Below are 16,441 nucleotides of genomic sequence, written 5' to 3'. Positions count from 1 at the left end.
TTCCTCTGTCCTTTGACTCGGTGGCGGAGTTAGTCGGTCAGCCCGAAGACGAACGACTGTGAATACGCGGCACGAACCACGGTGCCGTTCTCGCTATACGGCCGGCAGACGCTCGCGTGGACAGCGGCGAGCGCGGCTTCGTCGAGCCGGTCATAGCCGCTGCTCTTTTGCAGTTGCACCGTTTCGATACCGCCGCCAAGACCCACGACGAAGCGCACGACGGCGGTGCCGCTCTCGCTGCGCCGCTTCGATATCTCGGGATAGTCCGGCTTCGGGATCGTGCAATCGACATGCGCGACGTTCTTCGGCGCAGTCGATGCGGGCGTCGCACGTTCGGCGGAGGGCGCGGACGCTGGCGTCGGCGCTGCGGGCAACGGTATCGCCGGAGCGGGGGCCGCTTGCGTCGCGGCAGGCGGTGCGGCCTTCTGGGCCGGTGCCTCTGGCGCAGGCGTCGCGACGTTGCGCGGCACGTGCGGGCGCGGCTGAGGCGATGGTTTGACGCGAACGGCAGGGCGTGCGGCCGGCGGTGTCGGCGGGGCGACAGCGGCAGGCGCGGCGGGCGTGGCCGGTATCTGCGGTTCGGGCTCAGGGCTCAACAACACGGCGGTGACCGTTCGCGTTTCGACTGGCCGCTCGACCGTTCTGTCGCGTGACACCATCATCAAGGCCAGCAAAACCACATGCGCGCCGATCACAGCGCCCAGCACGATCACCGCACGACGGTAGCCCGTCGCGGCAATCGCAGGGGGTTCACGGTTCGCCATAGCAATTTGCAGCATCACTGCCACCTCCGCATTCATTGTCCTCCCGCGTCCAGGGTTTTAGAACCCGCGGCTGCCGGCGTGAATCAATTCGGGAAATTCTCCCGCCCGATGTTCGTTGTCAAACAATCGCCGGGTGGGATACTTTGAATGAATGACGCGAGCTGTCGCGGCGCATCGATTTCACCACGGAGTACAACAATGCTGGAGACACGGATTCCCATCACAAGTCCACGCCGTTGTATCGCGCTGGCTGCCGCGCTCATGGTGGCCGCGAGCGCCGCGCATGCCACCGCGCCGCTTGCCTATGTGACGAGCGAGAGGGCCGGCGTCGGCGTGATCGATCTCGATCAGATGACGCTCGCAAAAACGTTTCCGGTCGGCGCGGACGGCCCGCGCGGCCTGAGCCTGAATGCGGATGGCACACGTCTTCTGGTCGCCAACAAGAACACGGGCGATCTGGCGGTGATCGACACGGCATCGGGCAAGGTCGTGCAGCGCGTGAAGATCGGCAAGAACCCCGAGTACGTGCGGGTGCACAACGGCCACGCCTACGTGACCTACGAGCCCGGCGAGGACGGCGGGCCGCCGGGAGCCAAAGCGGACGGCAAGCCTGGCGGCAAGCCGGACGGAAAACCCGGGGTGGACGACGACGATGCCAACAAGCCACCCGCGGAAATCGCAATCGTGGATATGAAAACGTGGCGCGTGATTCGCTCGGTGACGAGCGGTCACGAAACCGAAGGCATCGAATTCTCGCGCGACGGCCAGACGATGCTCGTGACCAACGAAGGCGACGATACGGTGTCGGTCTACCACGCGCGCACGGGGGCGCCGATCAGAACGGTGAAGCTTGCGCCCGGCGGCCGCCCGCGTGGCATCCGCCTGTCGCCCGACGGCAAGCACTATGTGGTCACGCTGGAGTCGCTCAGCAAGCTGGTCGTGATCGATGCGCACAGTTTTGAGGTGGTCAAGACCGTCGATACCAAACTCGGACCGTATGGCGTGGCGTTCGGACCGGACGGGCAACGGCTTTTCGTTGCCGCGGCGCGCGACAAGACGGTCCAGGTATTCGACGGCCACACCTATGAGCACGTCGCCGACGTGCCCGTCGGGCAGCGTTGCTGGCACTTCAGCTTCACGCCGGATAGCGCGAAGCTGATGGTGGCGTGCGGGCGCTCCGATGCGGTCTATGTGCTCGACGCGAAGACCTATCAGCCGATCAAGCAGATCGGCGAGTTACCGCTCGCATGGGGCATCGTCACGTATCCGCACAGCGACGGCTCGATCGAATCGCATTGACCGGCGCCATGTTGCGCGGCGGCGCTATTTCCACGCGTAGCGCAACCCCACCCACATACCCCTGGGCGCACCCGGGCCGACGAATTGCTCGTTGACCGGGTTCGCGCCGTCGAAGGTATGGTTCGGCCCGTTGAAGAAGTTCTGACCCAGCGCGCCGAAACTGGCGTAGCGCTTGTCGAGCAGGTTCGTCACGGACGCGAACACCTGCAATTGCTTCGTCACCTGGTAGGACGAGTCCAGATCGATCAGCAGATAACCGGAGATCCTGCCGTTCGCATCCTGGTTGTTTTCGTCGCCCTGTGCGTAGATGCTGCCGCGCCATGTGAGGTTCGTGCCGATCCTCCATTTCGCCGTGGCCGAATAGTCGAGCCGCAGCTTGACGGTGGTCGCGGGGATTCCCGGAATATGGTTGCCCGGCTTGACGGTGATATTGCCCTGCGCGTCGGCACTGGAGTTGCTCGGGCTGCTTTCGGTCCAGGTCGACTGGTAGGTGGCGTCGACGTAGCTGTAGCTCGCGGTCACGGCGAGCGGACCGAACTTCGTCTGGCCGGCCAGTTCGACGCCTTGCCGGCGCGTGCGGCCGACGTTCTGGAAAAACCCGAGCGAACTCCCCGCGCCATTGCTGCTGATGAACTGGATATCGTTGTCGAGTATCGTGCTGTACGCGGCGGCGCTCCAGGTCGTGGCCGCGTTGATATGGCCGCGCGCGCCTATTTCATAGGTCTTCGAGATCACCGGCTTGAGATCGGGGTCGGAGATGAAGTTGTTCGGCAGCGAACACGGCGCGGCCGGATCGGCGCAGGCCAGTTCGATCGCGGTCGGCGAACGCATGCCTTCGTTATAGGTGGCGTAGGCCGTCAAAGCCGGAGTCGGATTCCAGTTGATGCCAATGGCCGGGTTGAAACGCGAAAACGTATGGTGGCCGTCCAACGCGGGCTGCAAGCCGCTCGAATCGCCGATCGTGGCTTCGGCCCAGTTGTAGCGCCCCGAGAGCGTCAACGACCAGTGAGGCGTGAGCGACAGCGTGTCCGACAGATAGACGCCGTAGTTGGTGTTGTGCGTGCGCGCGTCGGTTTGCTGCACGAAGTCGCCGATGCCGACCGTCGCGCGCGAATCGGTGAAAGCCGCATCCTGCGACGATTGCGTGAAGTGCGAATTGGCCACATCGACGGCCATGCCCGCGATCAGCTGGTTTTCCATGCCGCCGAGTTTGCCGAGCAGCGTGAGTTGCAGGCTCGCGCCATAGCCGTCGGTCGACACGGTCGACTTCTCGTTGGTCGCCTGCAGCGTGTCGACGTTGCCGTCGGGGTCCACCGTGCCGAAGTCATCGTTGACGTTGCTGCTGGTATTGGTGTTGCGGAAGTGCCGGTAGTACGCGTTGCCGCTCAGTTCGACATGGTCGTTGAAGTAATGGTCACCCGCGAGCGTCACATAACCGACGCTGTTCTGATTCTGGTCGGGATAGGTGTAGGGCTGCTTGAAATTGTTGAGGAACGAGCGCGGAATGGTTTGCGTGCCATGCAGATCGTTATCGGCGCCGCCCGCGGACAATGACAGCGTGGTATCGGCGTCGGTATAGCGCAGCTTGCCGAACGCCTGCCGCACGCGGCTCGAGTTCTGCTCGGCCCACCCATTGTCGTTCGCCGCGTTGGCGGTGAAGTAGTAGTCGAGGTTGTGGCCGGCGGTGCCGCCCTGTTCGATCTGCGCGGTCTTGCGGCCCCAGGAGCCCCCGGACACCTCGGCCTCGCCGACCGGGTTGTCCTTGCCGTTTTTCGTGGTGATCGAGATCGCGCCGCCGAGCGTGTTGAACCCAAAGGTCGGATTCGAGCCGGGAATCAGTTGGATCGTGTCGATGGCCTGCTGCGGAATCAGGTCCCAGTTCACCACGTCGCCGAACGGCTCGTTCACCCGCACGCCGTCGACGAACACCGACAGACCCTGCGGCGTGCCCAGCAGCGGAGACGCGGTGAAGCCGCGATAGGTGAGGTTCATCTGATATGGATTGCCCTGCGCGTCGGCGATATCGACGCTCGGCAGATTCTTCGCCAGGAAATCGGTGATCGTGCTGCGGTGCTGCAGGGCGAGATCTTCTGCGTGGACGGTCTGCACGTTGGCCGGCACTTGCGTGAGCGGCGTGCCGATGCCGAGCAGCGGCGTGGTGCCCACCACGACAATCGGCGCGAGCGTCGTGACCGGGGCGGCGTTGGTTGCGGCGGCGTCGGGCGCTGCGCTTGCGGGCGCCGATGCCGCCACCGGCGGCTCGGTTTGCGCCCATGCTGCTGCGCACAGGCTGGCGAGGGCGCTGCCAAAACAGAGTGTGATGCCGGTGCGCCGCTGAAGGCGGCGTTTGCGGCGTGCCTGTGATCGCATGCTCATCTTTCGACTCCTGCCGCCTCGATATATTCGCGCGCATAACGCGTTCTTTGATGTGTGTGTAGAGCTTCGCATACGTGGCTGTAAGCCGCGCGGGAGCTTTTCCCGATCTGCCAGGGAAGCGTTCCCAAAAGCCGCGCAAAACTCCGCTGCGCGCGATTGCACTGGGTAGAATGCAAACGTCATGTCAAGCGACCCGATCCACTCATCCTCTGCTGGCCGTATGTCGCCACAACCGTCGCCACATTCGTCGCCACCTTCGCCGCCGCAATCCACGATATGGCGCGATCTCGCGTGGGTCGTCGCCGTGACCGCGCTGGCCGCGGTGCTCGGCGCCGCGTTCGATATCAGCGAACGCGCCTACCGGTTCACGCGCGGCATGGAGCGCTTCCAGCTCGACGAATTGCCGGGCACGCTATGCGTGCTGTCGATCGGCCTTGCGTGGTTCGCGTGGCGCCGCTACCGCGACGCGCGCCGCGAGTTGAGCCATCGCCGCTATTTGGAAGAGCAGGCCGAGCGGCTGCTCGCCGACAACCGGCGTCTCGCGAATCAGGCGCTGCAGGCGCAGGAACTCGAACGCCGTCATATGGCGCGCGAACTCCACGATGAACTGGGCCAGTATCTGAATGCCATCTCGCTCGACGCCGCACGCATCCGCGATCTGTCCAGCGGGCGCGAGCCTGAGATCCACCGTGTCGCAATGGGTCTGATTCAGAGCGCAAGTCACGTCTACCGGGAGATCGGCGACATGATCCGCCGCTTGCGGCCTATCGGCCTCGACGAGTTCGGCTTGCCGAGCGCACTCGAACATTGCGTCGACGGCTGGCGCGAGCGTCTGCCCGACGCATCGTTCTCGCTGACGATAGAAGGGGATTTCAGCGGCCTGAGCGAGGCGCTTACCATCACGCTCTACCGGCTCGTGCAGGAAGGGCTGACCAATGTGTCGAAGTTCGCGCGCCGCTCACGCGTGGAAGTGTTCATGGTGCGCGCGCCGCGAGAAACACCGGACGCGCGCGCGCCTCAGGGGTTGATCGACGAAATCGTCGTGACCATGGCAGACGACGGTCCCGGCACAGATCTCACGAAGCCACGCGCCGGACTCGGGCTGATCGGCATGCGCGAGCGCGTCGAAGCGCTCGGCGGCGAATTTCATGTGGCGAGCAAGCCGCAAGGCGGTTTTCTGTTCTGCGCACGCGTGCCCGCTCACGCGGGGCTCGCCGAACCCGTGAACTGAAGTCCGAGCCGGCTCGCCATCTGCGCGAGCTGCACGCCGTTGTCGGCGCCGAACTTCTGCCGGATCACGGATTGATGGTTGGCCACCGTCTTCTGACTCAACCCCAGCTTCTCGGCGATGCTCGGCAGCGTATAACCCTGCACGAGCAGACGCAGCACCTCGAACTCGCGGGCCGACAACTGACGCCCGGGCGGTCCTTCGTTGAAGGCCGTGCGCATCGCCAGCGCCTGTGAGACGTCCGGGCTCAGATAGCCCGAGCGCCGGGCGATGGAGCGCACCGCTTCCACCAGCACATCGGGCGCGCTGGCTTTGGTCACGTAGCCGAGCGCGCCGGCATCGAGCGCACGGCGCACGAAGATCGATTCTTCATGCACGCTGAAGATCAGCACGCGCGCGTCCGGCTCACGCGCGAGCATGCGCCGCATGGCTTCGATGCCGCTCGCACCCGGCAGCGACACATCCATCACGACCACGTCGGGCCGCAATGCGCAGAAGCGCTGATAGGCCTGCGCGGCATCGGCGGCCTCGCCGCACACCTGCACGTCGGAGTTCAGTTCGAGCAGACGCCGGTAGCCTTCGCGCACGACCGCATGGTCGTCGACGAGCAGGACGGAGATGGTTCCCGCAGTCATGGTTTGGCTCCGCTGCCGCCGCTGATGACAGTGACGTCGGGCTCGCGGGCGGCGGCCGCGAGCTTGCGGGAGTTGGCGTCGTTACGAAACAGGATGGGCTGTTCGCGCGCCACGGTGGCCGCTGCCGACGCCGAGGCCGCGCGCTGCACGACCTTGACCACGGTCTCGTGAAACGGCGACTTGTCGCAAACAGGGTCGGCGTTCGCCGCGTCGCCTGTGAGCAGGTAGGCCTGGCAGCGGCAGCCACCCAGATCGTGTTCCTTTTCCTCGCAACTGCGGCAAGGTTCCTTGAGCCAGTGCAGACCGCGAAAGCGGTTGAACGCATCGCTCTCGTACCAGATTTCGCGCAACGGCGTCTCTTTCACGTTCGGCAGCGTCAGGCCCGGCAGGCCGCGCGCGGCGTGACAGGGCAGTGCGACGCCGTCCGGCGCGACGCCGAGAAAGACCGCGCCCCAGCCATTCATGCAACGTTTTGGGCGGTGCTCGAAGTAGTCCGGCACGACGAAGAAAATCTTGCAGCGCTCGCCGTGCGTGCGGCGATAGTGCGCGACCACCGCTTCGGCTTCTTCGAGCTGCTCGCGCGTCGGCATCAACTGCGCCTCGTTCGCGTGCGCCCAGCCGTAATACTGCGTGTTGGCAAGTTCCAGATATTCGGCGCCCATCGCCAACGCCATGTCGATGATCTTGCCGACGTGCGGCAGGTTGTAGCGATGCAGCACGCAGTTGAGCACCATCGGAAAGCCGTGCCGTTTGATCGAAGCGGCGACGCGCTGTTTCAGCTCGAAGGTGCGCGTGCTGCTCAGGAAGTCGTTCAACTGCTGCGTCGAGTCCTGAAACGACAACTGGATATGGTCGAGACCGGCAGCCTTCAAATCGCCGAGCCGCTGGTCGGTGAGGCCGACCCCGGAGGTGATCAGATTCGTATAGAAGCCGAGCTTGTGCGCCTCTTCCACCAGCACTTCGACGTCGTCGCGCACGAGCGGCTCGCCGCCCGAAAAGCCGAGCTGCACCGCGCCGATCGCGCGCGCTTCGCGTAGCACGTCGATCCATTGCGCGGTGCTGAGTTCGCGGCTGTGATCCGTATAGTCGAGCGGGTTGTAGCAAAACGCGCAGTGCAGCGGACAGCGATAGGTCAGCTCCGCGAGCAGCCACAGCGGCGGCGGCACGCTGGCGGCGGTGTCGTCGGGCTGAACGCCGGCAGCGGGTTGCGAGAGATCGGTCATCGCGCTACTCCAGCCAGCCGCGCCCGTGCGCGTCGGCAATGAAGGCCCGCACTTCGGTGCCGAGCCCGGTGGTGTTGAACGCCTGTTCCAGATCGGCGATCAGCGTGTCGATGTCGCGCGTGCCGTCACAGCGTTTGAGAATTTCCCCCGCACTTTGATTGAGCTTCACCATCCCCTCGGGGTAGAGCAGCACATGCGCGTTCTGCGCGGTTTCCCACTGCAGGCGAAATGGCCTCGCGATCGTCAACGGAGAGGCGGCTTGCGCGGCGCCGCCGGCGCGTGTCACGTCGTTCATTGAGGGAAGGCCTTTTCGATCGAGTCCAGCATGGTCCACAGAATGTCGAGCTTGAACTGCAGGATCTCCAGCGCCCGTTCCTGCTGGTCGCGTCGCGTGAAATGCGCGAGCGTGACTTCGAGCCCGTGCTGCACGTCGCGTTGGGCGAGCAAAATGCGCGAGCGGAAATACGCGAGGCCCGCGGGTTCGATCCACGGATAATGTTCCGGCCAGCTCGCGAGCCGGTCGCGATGAACCTGAGGCGCGAACATCTCCGTAAGCGACGAGCACACCGATTCCTGCCACGGCGCGCGACGCGCGAAATTCACATATGCATCCACGGCGAAACGCACGCCCGGCGTCACCTGTTCGAGCGACCAGAGCTCGTCGCGCGACAGTCCGACTGCGTCCGCGAGACGCGCCCATGTTTCGATGCCGCCTTCCGCGCCGTCGTAACCGTCATGATCCAGAATGCGCAGCACCCAGCGGCGGCGCGTCTCGCGGTCCGGACAGTTCGAGAGGATCGCCGCGTCCTTCAGCGGAATGTTGATCTGGTAATAGAAACGGTTCGCGACCCAGCCGCGAATCTGCTCGCGCGAGCAGCCGCCGCTATTCATCTTCACGTTGAACGGGTGATGAATGTGATAGGCGGTGCCTTTCGCGCGCAACTGTGCTTCGAATTCGTCGCGGCTCCAGGCGGGCTCATCGGCGCCTGTAGTCCGGTTCGCACTCGCGCCGCGCATCGGCGTCGTCTCATGGCTATCTTTCGCGTTCATGCCGTCTCCGTTTTGATGTCGTTCACTGCCGCGCCTCGTCACTGCTCCCATGCAGTTCTGCGCTTCAAAGTTCGATGGTCATGCCGTCGTACGCCACCTCGATCCCGTGTTCAGCGAGCACGCGCCGCTCGGGGCCGTCCTCGATCAGGATCGGGTTGGTGTTGTTGATATGAATGAGCACCTTGCGGATAGCGCCTGCTGTGCCGCTGCGATCCGCGTCGAGCGAATCCAACGTTTCGATCATGCCGCCCGAACCTGTTTGCGGCAGATGTCCCATGTCGGCAGCCGTCTTCTTCGACAGGCCGAGGCGGATCATTTCATCGCCGGTCCACAGCGTGCCGTCCACCAGCAGCAGGTCGGCCTCGCGCATGGCCGCCAGCACATGTTCTTCGATCGCGCCGAGTCCCGGTGCGTAGAACACACGCTTGCCCGATTGCTGGTTCGTGAAGACGAGTCCGATGTTATCGCCCCGCTCGGGCGCATTGCGGTGCGGCGAGTAGGGCGGCGCCTTGCTCGACAGCGGCAGCGCGTCGATTCGCACGCCGTTCAACGCAGCCACGGCGAGCGGCGCGCCGTCGAGCGCAATGCGGTGATGCTCGACGCCGCAGTAGTGAGAAAGAATCGGCGCTACCGGAAAACCGGAGCCGAGGTCTTGCCATACCGCATCGGTGGCGTAGAGCGGCAGGGGCGTGTCACGCTCGCGCAGCATCAGCAGGCCGGTGACATGGTCGATCTGCGCGTCGATCACGAGCACGGCGGCAATGCCGCTATCGCGTGCGCGGCGCGCGGGTTGAAGCTCGGGATTCGCCGCGATCTGCGTGAGCAGATCCGGCGACGCATTGACGAGCAGCCAGTCCTCGCCGTTCGCGCTCACCGCAATCGACGACTGCGTGCGGCGCGTCGCCTTCAGCGTGCCGCGGCGCACGCCGTCGCAATTGCGGCAGTTGCAGTTCCACTGCGGAAAGCCGCCGCCAGCCGATGAACCGAGTACCTTGATCTTCATGCCGCGCGGCGCATGCTGCGCCCCTCGTGAATGGTCGGGACGAACATCGCGGCGAGCACGTGCGCGACGCGTTCATGAAGCGCCGGGTCGCTCGGCAGATGACCCGCGCTTACTAGCTGGACCTGCGCAGCGGGAACCGCGCGGGCGAAGCGCCGCAGATTGCCGGACGGACAAACCGGGTCGCGTGAACCATGCACCGCGGCAAGCGGGACGCCGGCCGCCGCCGCGCGGCGCGCCAGCGACAGTAGACGGGTTTCGCCGAGCCAGCAGCGATGTGCGAGGTAGTGGGCCTGGATGCGGTATTTGCCGGTCAGCTTGCGGGCGAGCCGTTGCGACTGCCTTGCGCGAGGCGGCGCCGCGCGGCGCGTGGCGGCGCTCGCCAGCACCGCGTCCTCGTAGCCGCGCCATGCGAGCGCGAGCGCGCGTTGCCGCGTTTCGTTCGCGCCGTATTGCAGGCCGGCGGCGCAGCGAGCCGCCAATCCGGCAGACCGCTCGCACCGAGCAGCGGCGCGCAGCTTTGCCCACGCACGCGGCGCGCGTCGCCGGGACGTGACGAACAGGCCGCGAACTTCCCGCGCGGATGTGAGGAACAGCCCGCGCATCACGACGCCCGTGACCGACTGCGGGCACTGCCCGGCATACGCCAGCGCCAGCGCCGCGCCCCACGATCCGCCGAGCACGCCCCAGCGGGCGAAGCCGAGCCGCGCGCGGATCGCTTCGAGATCGGCGATCAGATAGTCGGTGCGGTTGTGGCGCACGCTGCCGTGCGGCGTCGATGCGCCGGTGCCGCGCTGATCGATCAGCACGACGCGGAAGCGGCTCAGATCGAAGAGCCGCAGCGCACCTGGCTGACTGCCGCTGCCGGGGCCACCGTGCAGGACCGCCACCGGCACTCCGTCGGCTGCGCCGGCCACCGCGAACGACACGCGATGACCATCGCGCGTGCGCAGCGTGCCGGCTTCGAGCGGCGGCGATGCGTGCCGCGAACCGCGCTCCCGATCGCGCATCGTCATGGCAGCATCCTCGCGAGCAGGTTGTCGCGATCGAGCCATTGATGCTTGAGCGCGCCGGCCACGTGCAGCACGATCAGTGCGATCACCACGAATGCCACGGCCTCGTGAATGCCGAAGAAAAGCTCGCGCAAATGCGCGTCGTCCCAACCCCACTGCGGCAGCGGGATGCCCCAGAAACGCGTGCCATAGCGGTTGAACGAAGAACCGAGATAACCGGCAAGCGGCATCACGACCATGCCGACATATAAAAGACCCTGCGTAGTGCGCGCGGCGGCGCGTTGCCACGGTGGCATCGGCGGCAGGGGTGGCCGATGAAGGGCCGCCCGCGCCACGATGCGCAGAAGCACCAGCAGGAAAACCGTCAGCCCGAGCGACTTGTGCAGGTTGATCAACGTCGCTTTGACAGGCAAGCCCTTCGGCAATCCGACCATATAGAACCCGACCGCGAGCAGGCCGATGATGCCAAGCGCGATCAGCCAATGCAGCGCGATCAATGAACCGGCATAACGTGGCGCGCGAGCGCCGAGAGCTCGCTTCGCGTTCGGAGAATGCGCTGTCGTCATGCCTGTCTCCTTTCGTGGCTGGTGTCTCTTGTCGAACACCCTTTCCATCAGATTTCATCTGACCGACGGGCCGCGCGCCTTTAGCCGGCGACCAGTATTTCGCCTCTCCCGTCCACCGCGAGATCGCCCGTGTAGCGGGCCGGCAAGCGGTCCGCGCGCCACTGCGAAAAGGGGGCGATTTCATCCGCGAGACTGCGCACGAGCAGCGACCAGAATACGTCGAATCCATGGCCGCCGCCGGTGAAGGTCACCGGCACATGGGCGGGCCGCCGCGCGAGCAGCAGCGTGCCGCGCCTCATCCCATACGCATAATGCGGGCCAAGCTGGCCCGCGACGCCCACGGTACCGGCCACCAGCCGCGAGGCCGCAAATTCGCCTGCGTCGCCGCCGACCAGCACCAGCCCGCGGCGCATCCGGTCGGCCAGCCGCGCGCCCGCGTTGCGATGGATCGTCAGGGTGCCGCCAGTCATGCCTTCCATGTCGCCAGTCAGCGCGCCGGCGGCGAAATCGCCGCTGTCGCCGGTCACCGTCAGCCGGCCACCGCGCATTTCGCAACCGGTGAAATGCCCGGCATTGCCGTCGACGTGCAGCACGCCGCCCGTCATCCTGAAGCCGCTGTAGTCGCCGACCGAACCCTGCACGGCGAGGTGGCCGCCGTCCATCCGCGCGCCGACGCGGTCGAGCCACGGCGCGGCGCCGTCGATGACCAGCGTCGCGGTATCCTCATCGGTGTACCGCTGTGACACAGCTGTTCCATTGTGCGACACCTGGAACACATCGCCGACAGCGCAACTTTCGTTGCCGGACGGCAGAACGATGCGCTCGATCTCAGCCACGCTCATGCTCGCGAGCGATGCCGGTCGCAGCACGGCGGCATCGACGCGAAAACCCGGTGGCGCTTTCACGCGCAAGGTCGTCGTGCTCATGCGCGGCTCCCGTCGAGACCCGCCGCAAGCGCATGCAGATGGAAGTGGTACGGCCCGAGCTTGCCGCCGTAGTTGCCCGCGGAAATCCGCAGCACGCCGGCCGCGCGGCCAAGCCCGGCGGCTGCGCCGATACCGGCCGTCATCGCCGCGCCGACATCGGCATCGGTGAGGCCGTCGATCACGATCTCCAGCACACAGCCGACTTCCGCGCTGAGCTCGCTGCGCGCGGCGAGGCCGATGAGGCTCGGACAGAATGCGTCGTTGGTGGAGGCGCTCGCGCCTTGGTATCTGGAGCCGATCTTCGAGCCCGAGCGCACGATGCCGCCGGGGAACGGCATGATCACGTTCGGCAGCCGGCGCATCGCCGCAACGGCGGCTTCGGCGGCGGCGAGCGCGGCACCGAGGTCATGCGCGAGAAGCAGCAGGTTGCCGCCGCCGACGGCCTTGACCGTCACCGCCGTGTCTTCGCAGACGAACTCGCCGTCCATCACCGGCACGCGCCAGTAGCGAGTACTACCGATCATCTTCGAGATCTGCCAGCCGTCGCCAAAAAAACGCAACCCGCTGCCGAGCGCTGCCTTATCCGAGAGCGGCGCGCGGCTGGTTGCGGGATCGATGCCGTTGAACACGGCGGTGCTGGGGCAGGTGAGCACGCATTGTCCGACGCGCCGCCCGATCTGCTTCGCCAGTTCCTTCGACGACACCGCGAACAGCAGCACCGCGACGCCCGGACGGCCGTCCGGCGTTTCCGCGGGCGCGAGCGTGCGCTCGACCCCGGCCTCGCAGCCGCAGCCGATCACCGAGGTGGCGAACCCCGTCAGCGAGTTGGCCGCGTTCATTGCCCAGGTGGGCGTATGCGCGGTGATGACGAGCCGCGTCGCCTTCATCGGGAAGGCTTCCGCGAAGGTGGCGTCGATCGCGGTGCCGTTGATCTCGAGCGTGGACGGGGCGTTCATCGTGGGCGGTTCACCTGGCATCGGTCAGCGGTGATCCGTTAGCCAGACATTCGACGGGCAACAGGCGCCCGCCGCGGCAGCAGTCGCAGACCTCGTCGTCGCTGATCGCGGCGTGCGCGAAGTTGCTCGCGAGCTTGGCGTCGCTGTAGGCCCGCAGCGTCTTCTCGATGCCGCGATCGAATTCCGGCGACACGAAATGGATGCCGCCCGTCGGCGTGGCGACGAGGGTGCCGTCGCGCGCGACCAGCTCGCCGTCCTTGAACACGTAGGCGGGCGACGTGAACATCCGCTCGCGGTCCGGCGCGTCGCGATAGACGGCGATGTCCGCCGCCGCGCCTGCGCCGAGATGGCCACGGTCGCGCAGACCGAGCAGCCGCGCGGGACCGGCGCGCGTGATGATGGCGATCTCATACAGCGAGAACTCGCGCGTCAAGCCCGGCAATGCGCTGGCGACCTGGGCCTCGGGATTGAGCCTGGCGAGCTGCTCGTCGCGGAACGGCTTGTCCATCAGCAGGCGGATCAGATGCGGATAGCTGGTGAACGGGCCGCCGTTCGGATGATCCGTGGTCATCGCGACGCGCCACGGATCGTCGACCAGCAGGAAGATTTCCAGGCCGATGATCCATTGCAGCGCGTTCACATAGCTTTGCTCGCGATAGCGGAACGGCACCACGCCGCAGCCCGCATCGCATTCGATGTCGCCGGCCACCCACTTGTGCGGCCGGGCGAGCGGCGTGTTGCGGAACTGCATCATCGTGTCACCCGAGGCCGTGACGGTCTGTCCAAAGATGATCTGGCCGACGTCGATCGAGACGTTCGGCCGCGCGTTCGTCGCGTCGGCGATATGCCGCGCGCCCGACGAAAACTTTTGCGGACCTTCGACCCCATAGCTGTGAAACTGGATGTGCGTCAGATGGATCGGCAGGCCGTCGGCGGCGTCCATGGTCGCGATCGTCGAATCGATGTTGCCGGGCACGCCGAGATTGCTAGCGTGCACATGCAACGGATGCGGCACGCGCAGTTCGGTCAACGCGCGCGACAATGTGTGCAGCACTTCGCGCGGCGTGATGCCGTAGTGCACGTGCGGTTCGTCGACATTGAGCGAACGCTGGTTGAACTTGAATGCGGAGATGCCGCCCGGGTTGACCACTTTCACGCCGAGCGCCTTGCTCGCATGAATCGTCCAGCCGACGTAATCGCGCAGGCGCGCGAAGTCGTCGCGCGCCGCCAGCATTTGCAGGAACAGTTCGTCGTTGCCGAGCATCACGTAGGCGCCGTGATCGATGATCGGCGTGTCGCCCATTTCGAGGTGCGTGTGGCGTGCGTTGGACGGCATCATGGCCGGTTCGAAAGCGGCGGTGTAGCCAATCTCGGCGTAGCGGTAGCCGGTCGCGAGCGTCCCCGGCGTGCAGACGCCGCATGACGGCAGACGCAGATAGCGGCCCGCGCCGTCCTGCGCCGATTCGTACGCAGGCTCGCGCAGCGGATCGGCGCGATGGTCTTCGGGCAGCAGCAGGCGCGACAGATTGGTCTTGCCGCCGCCGATATGCGAATGCATGTCGATGCCGCCCGCCATCACGATCATGCCGGTGGCGTCGTACTCGCGATCCACCGGTGTATCGGGCGCAACGTCGACGATGCGGCCGTCGCGGAAGCTCAGATCGCGGCGCTCGCCGTTCACGCCGTGGGTCGGGTCGAAGAGCGTGCCGCCTTTGAGTCGGACGAGGCTCATCGCTGCACCTCGCCGCGGCGCGGCTCATGCAGGCGCGCAGTCAATCGCGCGGTCAACTGTGTGGCGAGCGAGGCCACCGACGCAAGCGCGGCGCCGCGCGCGGCGGCAAGCGGCATCACGACCGAGCTGTCGACGCGAAACAGATGCCCGCCCGTGTCGATGCCGGGTGTCGCGACGGGAATGAACACGGTGTGCGCGCCGCGCGCTTTCGCCGCGTCCGCGAGCGCCGGATGGCCGAGCACGATCAAAGGCAGCGCGGGATCGAGCGCCTCGGGCCACGCATGCGGCGCGAAGCTCGCGATCCACAGCAGCGCGTCCACCTCGCCGCCGGCGAGCAGCCTGCCGGTGCGATAGCGGTACGGATCGTGATCGAGCGGCGCTGTGCCGGCGCTCCGTGCAGGCGTCGACAAGCGCGTACGCAGCGGCATGCCGGAGAGCCAGGTGACCGTCTGATTCACCGTCAATGCGCCGTCGTCGCCGCCGAGCGCGAGACACGCGGCTCGGGTGGTGCGGTTCGCCGCCTTGACGATCCGGTTCAGCGCTTCGATCAGCAGCGCCGCATGCGGGCTGGGCAGCGCGCCCGGCTCGTAGACGAGCACCGTGTAGCGCGCCGAGGCGATGCGCGCCTGCAATGATGCGAGCGTTGTCGCCACGCTGGCGTCAGTGTCGTTGCCGTTGCTGTCGTGGTGCCACGCGGCGGCTTCGCGCCCTTCGCCAAGCGCGGACCATAGCGCGAGCGTGTCGTAGGGATCGGCGTGCGGCAGCAGCGTTTCCGTTCGCGTCTGCGCGTAGCCGGATGCCGCCGGGTCCACTGCGCAGCCGACGAATATCAGCTCACGCGCGATATCGGTGCCCGCCAGCACGCGTGTGAAAAAGCGCGGATAACGCCGTGACGGCTGACAGCCGAAGAACACCAGCAAGTCAGCGCGGGATCGCACTTCGGAGAGCGTCGTGAAGAACGAACCGCGGTCCTGCAAGGCGAGGGTCGCCGGCGTCAGCGCGTCGCCGTGCAGATGATCGAGAATCGCGCCGCAACCGGCCGCGAGCACGTACAGCGCACGGGCGCCTGCGACGTCCGTGGCAAGCCCGCCAAACAATGGACGGCGCGAGTCCGTGAGGACTTGCGCGGCCCGCGCCAACGCCGCATCGAGTTCCACTTCGTTGCCATCGATGACGCTGCGGCATTGCGCGTCCGCCGCGCCGTACGGCGCGAGCGCCGCGGCAAGCCGCGAACATTCGGTGTCCGCAACGCTGAGTGTGCCGTCGCCGTGCGACTCGACGACGAGGTCGTCACACAGCAATGGGCAGAACGGGCAAGTCCAGTCGCGTGTGACCGCCGGCACGCGCGCGCCGGTTGCGCCCGATGCGTTCGTGCCGGGGTTCGATGGATCGGTAGGCGAAAGGTGCATGGCGCACTTTTAGCAAGCTCCATGCCGATTGACGTGATGACGTGATGGCGTTGCCACAACCAGCGTCACGTGCGCGGTCGTGCTGCTTCGCGTTCAGAGGAATCGGCACGGCGGATGCGCGTTGAGCACCGCCTTTCGATCGTGAGGCCGCGCATGGCTCACACGCGATTGCGCCGTACAGGTTGTGTTCCGCACTGGAGCAGAGTGTCACGCGCAGCCTGCCTGGCTTGCCGTTCGCTTACATTCGCAGGTTGCTTATGCCGT

Annotated in this window: 15 protein-coding genes; 2 read left to right on the top strand and 13 right to left on the bottom strand. The window is 66.2% G+C overall.

Features of this window, described 5'->3' with window-relative positions; translation table 11 throughout:
* Positions 1 to 29: 29 nt before the first annotated feature.
* Positions 30 to 779: an energy transducer TonB gene (locus FVF58_RS22615; RefSeq protein WP_246217153.1), complete on the bottom strand. Its 750-nt coding sequence runs from the start codon at positions 777 to 779 to the stop codon at positions 30 to 32.
* Between the two features lie 183 nt (positions 780 to 962).
* Here FVF58_RS22615 and FVF58_RS22610 point away from each other — a divergent pair, with 183 nt between their 5' ends.
* The gene (locus FVF58_RS22610) at positions 963 to 2,063 is read left to right on the top strand and encodes a YVTN family beta-propeller repeat protein (protein WP_149672073.1); all 1,101 of its coding nucleotides are present in this window, start codon (positions 963 to 965) and stop codon (positions 2,061 to 2,063) included.
* A gap of 24 nt (positions 2,064 to 2,087) precedes the next feature.
* Here the strand turns inward: FVF58_RS22610 and FVF58_RS22605 are convergent, their stop codons facing one another.
* Complete coding sequence (locus tag FVF58_RS22605; RefSeq protein ID WP_149672072.1) at positions 2,088 to 4,439, bottom strand: TonB-dependent receptor; 2,352 nt, start codon at positions 4,437 to 4,439, stop codon at positions 2,088 to 2,090.
* A gap of 181 nt (positions 4,440 to 4,620) precedes the next feature.
* Between FVF58_RS22605 and FVF58_RS22600 the strand changes: the two genes are divergently transcribed.
* On the top strand, positions 4,621 to 5,670 hold the full coding sequence (locus FVF58_RS22600) for a histidine kinase (RefSeq protein ID WP_149672071.1): 1,050 nt from the start codon (positions 4,621 to 4,623) through the stop codon (positions 5,668 to 5,670).
* On the opposite strand, the gene FVF58_RS22595 is transcribed toward FVF58_RS22600, so the two are convergent.
* The 11 genes from FVF58_RS22595 to FVF58_RS22545 form a co-directional block, all read right to left on the bottom strand.
* Complete coding sequence (locus FVF58_RS22595) at positions 5,640 to 6,302, bottom strand: response regulator transcription factor (RefSeq protein ID WP_149672070.1); 663 nt, start codon at positions 6,300 to 6,302, stop codon at positions 5,640 to 5,642. The genes FVF58_RS22600 and FVF58_RS22595 overlap by 31 nt on opposite strands.
* Positions 6,299 to 7,525: a pyrroloquinoline quinone biosynthesis protein PqqE gene (pqqE, locus tag FVF58_RS22590; protein WP_149672069.1), complete on the bottom strand. Its 1,227-nt coding sequence runs from the start codon at positions 7,523 to 7,525 to the stop codon at positions 6,299 to 6,301. Before pqqE ends, FVF58_RS22595 begins: the two co-directional genes overlap by 4 nt.
* A gap of 4 nt (positions 7,526 to 7,529) precedes the next feature.
* A complete protein-coding gene (gene pqqD, locus FVF58_RS22585) occupies positions 7,530 to 7,820 on the bottom strand; it encodes a pyrroloquinoline quinone biosynthesis peptide chaperone PqqD (RefSeq protein ID WP_149672068.1) in 291 nt (96 codons plus the stop codon).
* Positions 7,817 to 8,575 carry a pyrroloquinoline-quinone synthase PqqC gene (gene pqqC, locus FVF58_RS22580; RefSeq protein WP_188130898.1) on the bottom strand — a complete coding sequence of 253 codons (759 nt, stop codon included), beginning with the start codon at positions 8,573 to 8,575 and terminating at the stop codon, positions 7,817 to 7,819. The genes pqqD and pqqC overlap by 4 nt, the downstream gene beginning before the upstream one ends.
* A 64-nt stretch (positions 8,576 to 8,639) precedes the next feature.
* Positions 8,640 to 9,578 (bottom strand): pyrroloquinoline quinone biosynthesis protein PqqB, encoded by a 939-nt coding sequence (gene pqqB, locus FVF58_RS22575; RefSeq protein ID WP_149672067.1) that lies wholly within the window; start codon positions 9,576 to 9,578, stop codon positions 8,640 to 8,642.
* Positions 9,575 to 10,585 (bottom strand): alpha/beta fold hydrolase, encoded by a 1,011-nt coding sequence (locus tag FVF58_RS22570; protein WP_425468961.1) that lies wholly within the window; start codon positions 10,583 to 10,585, stop codon positions 9,575 to 9,577. The genes pqqB and FVF58_RS22570 overlap by 4 nt, the downstream gene beginning before the upstream one ends.
* A gap of 2 nt (positions 10,586 to 10,587) precedes the next feature.
* Positions 10,588 to 11,154, bottom strand: coding sequence for a cytochrome b (locus FVF58_RS22565; RefSeq protein WP_149672065.1), 567 nt, complete (start codon positions 11,152 to 11,154; stop codon positions 10,588 to 10,590).
* Positions 11,155 to 11,234: 80 nt separating this feature from the next.
* The gene (locus FVF58_RS22560) at positions 11,235 to 12,080 is read right to left on the bottom strand and encodes a formylmethanofuran dehydrogenase subunit C (protein WP_149672064.1); all 846 of its coding nucleotides are present in this window, start codon (positions 12,078 to 12,080) and stop codon (positions 11,235 to 11,237) included.
* Entirely contained in the window at positions 12,077 to 13,036 is a 960-nt protein-coding gene (fhcD, locus tag FVF58_RS22555; RefSeq protein WP_149672063.1) for a formylmethanofuran--tetrahydromethanopterin N-formyltransferase, read from the bottom strand. The genes FVF58_RS22560 and fhcD overlap by 4 nt, the downstream gene beginning before the upstream one ends.
* Before the next feature lie 10 nt (positions 13,037 to 13,046).
* Positions 13,047 to 14,768 carry a formylmethanofuran dehydrogenase subunit A gene (locus FVF58_RS22550; RefSeq protein WP_149672062.1) on the bottom strand — a complete coding sequence of 574 codons (1,722 nt, stop codon included), beginning with the start codon at positions 14,766 to 14,768 and terminating at the stop codon, positions 13,047 to 13,049.
* Positions 14,765 to 16,177, bottom strand: a complete 1,413-nt coding sequence (locus tag FVF58_RS22545; RefSeq protein ID WP_149672061.1) for a molybdopterin-binding domain-containing protein — start codon at positions 16,175 to 16,177, stop codon at positions 14,765 to 14,767. The genes FVF58_RS22550 and FVF58_RS22545 overlap by 4 nt, the downstream gene beginning before the upstream one ends.
* Positions 16,178 to 16,441 lie beyond the last annotated feature (264 nt).

The organism is Paraburkholderia panacisoli, from assembly GCF_008369935.1.
Taxonomy (GTDB): Bacteria; Pseudomonadota; Gammaproteobacteria; order Burkholderiales; family Burkholderiaceae; genus Paraburkholderia; species Paraburkholderia panacisoli.
The sequence above is the reverse complement of the archived record's forward strand: the minus strand, read 5'-3'. Positions and strand labels throughout refer to the sequence as shown.

What these genes read in the sequence shown, in the direction of transcription:
- FVF58_RS22615 (WP_246217153.1), bottom strand. Translation starts at nt 779, where the DNA reads ATGCTGCAAATTGCTATGGCGAACCGTGAACCCCCTGCGATTGCCGCG.
- FVF58_RS22610 (WP_149672073.1), top strand. Translation starts at nt 963, where the DNA reads ATGCTGGAGACACGGATTCCCATCACAAGTCCACGCCGTTGTATCGCG.
- FVF58_RS22605 (WP_149672072.1), bottom strand. Translation starts at nt 4,439, where the DNA reads ATGAGCATGCGATCACAGGCACGCCGCAAACGCCGCCTTCAGCGGCGC.
- FVF58_RS22600 (WP_149672071.1), top strand. Translation starts at nt 4,621, where the DNA reads ATGTCAAGCGACCCGATCCACTCATCCTCTGCTGGCCGTATGTCGCCA.
- FVF58_RS22595 (WP_149672070.1), bottom strand. Translation starts at nt 6,302, where the DNA reads ATGACTGCGGGAACCATCTCCGTCCTGCTCGTCGACGACCATGCGGTC.
- pqqE (WP_149672069.1), bottom strand. Translation starts at nt 7,525, where the DNA reads ATGACCGATCTCTCGCAACCCGCTGCCGGCGTTCAGCCCGACGACACC.
- pqqD (WP_149672068.1), bottom strand. Translation starts at nt 7,820, where the DNA reads ATGAACGACGTGACACGCGCCGGCGGCGCCGCGCAAGCCGCCTCTCCG.
- pqqC (WP_188130898.1), bottom strand. Translation starts at nt 8,575, where the DNA reads ATGAACGCGAAAGATAGCCATGAGACGACGCCGATGCGCGGCGCGAGT.
- pqqB (WP_149672067.1), bottom strand. Translation starts at nt 9,578, where the DNA reads ATGAAGATCAAGGTACTCGGTTCATCGGCTGGCGGCGGCTTTCCGCAG.
- FVF58_RS22570 (WP_425468961.1), bottom strand. Translation starts at nt 10,585, where the DNA reads ATGCGCGATCGGGAGCGCGGTTCGCGGCACGCATCGCCGCCGCTCGAA.
- FVF58_RS22565 (WP_149672065.1), bottom strand. Translation starts at nt 11,154, where the DNA reads ATGACGACAGCGCATTCTCCGAACGCGAAGCGAGCTCTCGGCGCTCGC.
- FVF58_RS22560 (WP_149672064.1), bottom strand. Translation starts at nt 12,080, where the DNA reads ATGAGCACGACGACCTTGCGCGTGAAAGCGCCACCGGGTTTTCGCGTC.
- fhcD (WP_149672063.1), bottom strand. Translation starts at nt 13,036, where the DNA reads ATGAACGCCCCGTCCACGCTCGAGATCAACGGCACCGCGATCGACGCC.
- FVF58_RS22550 (WP_149672062.1), bottom strand. Translation starts at nt 14,768, where the DNA reads ATGAGCCTCGTCCGACTCAAAGGCGGCACGCTCTTCGACCCGACCCAC.
- FVF58_RS22545 (WP_149672061.1), bottom strand. Translation starts at nt 16,177, where the DNA reads ATGCACCTTTCGCCTACCGATCCATCGAACCCCGGCACGAACGCATCG.